This is a genomic window from Microbacterium sp. UBA3394, from assembly GCF_002358725.1.
Lineage (GTDB): Bacteria > Actinomycetota > Actinomycetes > Actinomycetales > Microbacteriaceae > Microbacterium > Microbacterium luteum.
This window is the reverse complement of the sequence record NZ_DEPK01000129.1, coordinates 1-3,927: the sequence shown is the minus strand read 5'-3', so window position 1 is coordinate 3,927 and position 3,927 is coordinate 1. Positions and strand designations below refer to the sequence as shown.

At 68.9% G+C, this 3,927-nt stretch carries 4 protein-coding genes; 1 reads left to right on the top strand and 3 read right to left on the bottom strand.

Annotated elements, in window-relative coordinates:
- Positions 1 to 1,093: AMP-dependent synthetase/ligase (locus B4E30_RS07855; protein ID WP_286794528.1), on the top strand; the 1,093-nt coding region annotated here is incomplete at its 5' end.
- A gap of 46 nt (positions 1,094 to 1,139) precedes the next feature.
- On the opposite strand, the gene def is transcribed toward B4E30_RS07855, so the two are convergent.
- The 3 genes from def to B4E30_RS07840 form a co-directional block, all read right to left on the bottom strand.
- Complete coding sequence (def, locus tag B4E30_RS07850; RefSeq protein WP_194383302.1) at positions 1,140 to 1,631, bottom strand: peptide deformylase; 492 nt, start codon at positions 1,629 to 1,631, stop codon at positions 1,140 to 1,142.
- Position 1,632: 1 nt separating this feature from the next.
- Positions 1,633 to 3,204 (bottom strand): MinD/ParA family ATP-binding protein, encoded by a 1,572-nt coding sequence (locus B4E30_RS07845; protein ID WP_286794526.1) that lies wholly within the window; start codon positions 3,202 to 3,204, stop codon positions 1,633 to 1,635.
- Positions 3,205 to 3,248: 44 nt separating this feature from the next.
- Positions 3,249 to 3,927, bottom strand: a 679-nt coding sequence (locus B4E30_RS07840; protein ID WP_286794523.1) for a biotin/lipoyl-containing protein, incomplete at its 5' end; no start/stop codon positions are given.

The following is a 3,927-nucleotide window of genomic DNA, read 5'->3' as shown; positions in this document are numbered from 1 at the left end:
CGCCGGTGTGAAGACGGGGCACCAACCCGACACCAAGCAGCTGCTCCCCGCCCTCGGCTCCTTCAAGCCGACCTATCTGCTGGCCGTCCCCCGCGTGTTCGAGAAGGTCTACAACTCGGCCGAGCAGAAGGCCGAAGCCGGAGGAAAGGGCAAGATCTTCCACGCCGCCGCCGAAACAGCCATCGAGCACTCGAAGCTCGAGCAGGAGGGTCGCAAGATTCCGCTCGGCCTGCGCCTGAAGTTCCGTCTGTTCGACAAGCTCGTCTACAGCAAGCTCCGCGACGCCATGGGCGGCAGGGTCATCTACGCGGTGTCGGGGTCGGCCCCGCTGGGTCCGCGGCTCGGTCACTTCTTCCACAGCCTGGGGGTCGTGATCCTCGAGGGCTACGGGCTCACCGAGACCACGGCGCCGGCCACGGTCAACACGACCCAGCAGATGAAAATCGGCACCGTCGGCCCGGTCATCCCGGGTGTCGGTGTGCGTCTGGCCGACGATGGCGAGATCCAGGTCAAGGGCGTCAACGTGTTCAAGGAGTACTGGCGCAACCCGGAGGCCACGGCCGCCGCATTCGACGGCGAGTGGTTCCGCACCGGCGACATCGGCACGTTCGACAGCGACGGCTGCCTGGCCATCACGGGGCGCAAGAAGGAGATCATCGTCACCGCCGGTGGCAAGAACGTCGCCCCGGCCGCTCTGGAGGACCCGATCCGCGCCAATCCGATCATCGGCCAGGTGGTCGTCGTCGGCGATCAGAAGCCGTTCATCTCCGCGCTGATCACGCTCGATCCCGAGATGCTTCCGACCTGGCTGTCGAACAACGGCCTGCCCGCGGACATGCCCCTCGAAGACGCAGCGAAGAACGACGCGGTGCGTGCCGAGGTGCAGAAGGCCATCGACCACGCCAACACCCTCGTGTCCCGCGCCGAGTCGATTCGCAAGTTCACCATCCTCGCCACCGAATGGACCGAGGCGTCGGGTCATCTCACTCCGAAGATGAGCATCAAGCGCAACGTGATCATGAGCGACTTCGCCACCGAGATCGACGAGATCTACGCCGTGCCGGTGAACACGACCAACGTCTCGCTGACCTGACGCGAAGGCGATTCCGGTGCCCTCGGGGCAGCCGGCACCGGAATCGTCAGAACCACTCCGATTCGCGGATCTGCCGCATCGCGACCTTGCGGGATTCAGGGGTCAGCCGACTGAGGTAGAGCTTTCCGTCCAGATGGTCGGTCTCGTGCTGCAGCGCCTGGGCCATGAGGCCTTCGCCCTCGACGACGACCTCGCGTCCATCGAGGTCGATACCGCGGGCTGCCGCATGCGGGTAGCGGAGCGCGTCGTGCCAGAGTCCGGGAACCGACAGACATCCCTCGCCGATGTACTCCGGCTCTCCCGAGACCTCCACGATCTCCGGATTGAGGAGATAGCCGATGTCCCCGTCGATGTTGTAGCTGAAGGCGCGAAGACCGACGCCGATCTGGGGCGCGGCGACACCGGCGCGCCCAGGCAGCTCCACGGTGTCCAGCAGATCCCGTACGAGGGAGCGGACGCCGTCGTCGATGACCTCGATCGTCGCGCTCGGAGCGCGCAGCACGGGGTCGCCGAAGACGCGGATCGCGCGCACGGCCATGTCAGGCAGCCGCCGTCGCGGTCCGCAGGCCCTCCACCACGACCGCGGCGAGCTCGCGTGCGGCGTCCCGGGTGGCGGCGTTCAGATCGCGGAACACGATCGAGGACCCCGTGGCGATGTGGGCGTCGTACGGCATGCGCACCACCGCCCGCACGCGCGTGCGGAAGTGCGCGTCGAGCTGGTCCAGCTGCACGAGCGGGGCACCCGGGCGACCGCTGTTGAGCACCACGACGGCGTTCCGCACGCGGTCGGCATAGCCGTTCGTCTCGAGCCAGGTGAGCGTTTCGGACGCGAGGCGCGCTTCGTCGACGCTCAGCCCGGCGACGAGCACGAGCTGGTCGGCGAGTTCGAGCGTGGCTCCCATGACCGAATGCACGATGCCGGTGCCGGTGTCGGTGAGCACGATCGAGTAGTAGTGGGCGGCGAGACTCGCGACGTCGTGATAGTCGCGTCCACTGAACGCCTCCGAGACCTGCGGGTCCGAATCGGACGCGAGGACGTCGAGGCGCGTCTCGTCTCGGGCGACGATGGCCGAGATGTCGCTGTATCCCGACACCTCGCCGCGCACGCGGGCGAGGTCTCGGACGGTCCGTCCGCCTGTCCGGCCGATGCGGTCGGCAAGCGTGCCGCGATCGGGGTTGGCGTCGACGGCGATGACGCGGTCGTCGCGCGCGTCGGCCAGCGCCATCCCCAGCAACGCGGTGACGGTGGTCTTGCCCACTCCGCCCTTGCGTGAGACGACGGGGACGAAACGGGCGGCACCGGGCAGCGGCGCCCCGATCCGGCGGTCGAGCCCCTTCCGGGCCTGAGCCTTCCGGCTGTCGCCGAGGTTGATCCGCCGACCCGAGAGCGCGTAGATCAGCTGCTGCCAGTACCCCTCGGGCTCGGGACGCGACAGCTGCGTGCGGTCGAGCAGCCGGTCGGCGGTGAGCAGGTCCGCGGTCTCGCGGTCGGGCTCGAACTCGCCGAGGCGCTTGGACGACAGGGTGATGTCTGCTCGCGTCGTGACGCGGTCGCCGCCTTCGCCGCGATCGAGGACGCGCGTCTCCCCCGGATGCTGCGCCTCACGCCGCGTCGTCGGCACCGATCCCGTTCTGGGGACCGTCGGCGCCGGCTCGGTCGCGGCCGACGTCGTCGGTGGTGCGGCGCCCGCCACAGGCCCGTTCTCGTCACGGCTGGGGACGTCATCGCGTGCGGGCTCGACGAACGCCGGCCCGTCATCGACGTCTTCCGCCGCGTCGGTGACGATCTCGGCGGTGTGCACGTCGGCATCCACCGTCACCGACGGCTGTTCTCCGGTCTCGAGGTGGCCCTCGACGATCTCGTCGTCCTCCTCGAGGGATTCCGAAGCCGCCGTACCGGCGGGCGCGGCGACCTCACCGGACACGGGAAGCTCATCATCGATGACGTCTTCGTCATCATCGTCGCGATCGACCGGCAGCGAGACCGACACCTGCTGTGTCGACGTGCCGAGCAGCCCGATGGCATGCGTGTCGAGGTTCCCGCCATCGTCGAGGACGGCGTTTTCGGCCGCCTCGTCGTCCGGCGAGTGGTCATGCTGATCGGGGCTCACGGGGTACTCCTGGGGTTCTCACGCGCGATCGCGCGCCGTCCAGGCTATCCCGCGGGCCGGATGACGACCAAAAGGTCGCCCGCGTCGACCTGCGCCGTCGCCGCGACCGCGAGCCGCTCGACCACGCCGTCGACGGGCGCGGTGATCGCCGCTTCCATCTTCATCGCCTCGATCGACGCGACCGGCTGACCTGCTGAGACCGTATCGCCGACGGCGGCCTTGAGCGTGACGACACCCGAGAACGGCGCGGCGACCTGGCCCGGTCGCGACGTGTCGGCCTTCTCGGCCTGATGCGTCTCGACGGTGATGCTGCGGTCCCGTGCGAAGACGGGGCGCAGCTGTCCGTTGAGGGTGGTCATGACCGTGCGCATGCCCTTGTCATCGGCCTCGCCGATGGCTTCCAGGCCCACGAACAGCTTCACGCCGCGGTCGATCTCGACGACGTGCTCGGCGCCCGGTTCGAGGCCGTAGAGGTAGTCGGCCGTGTCGAGCACGCTGAGATCGCCGAACACCTCGCGGGACTGCTCGAACGCCCGGGTCGGCGCCGGGAAGAGCAGCGCATTGAGCGCGCGACGTCGTTCGTCGGACGACCCCGCCAGCGCCTTCGTCTCGGTGTCGGTGAGGGGGGTGACCCCCGTCTTCACCTCGCGCCCGTGCAGCACCTTCGAGCGGAACGGCTCCGGCCAGCCGCCCGGAAGATCTCCGAGCTCGCCCGCCATGAAT

Excerpts from the sequence above, each read along its gene's own strand:
- def (WP_194383302.1), bottom strand. The coding sequence starts at position 1,631 with ATGGCCGTGCGCGCGATCCGCGTCTTCGGCGACCCCGTGCTGCGCGCT.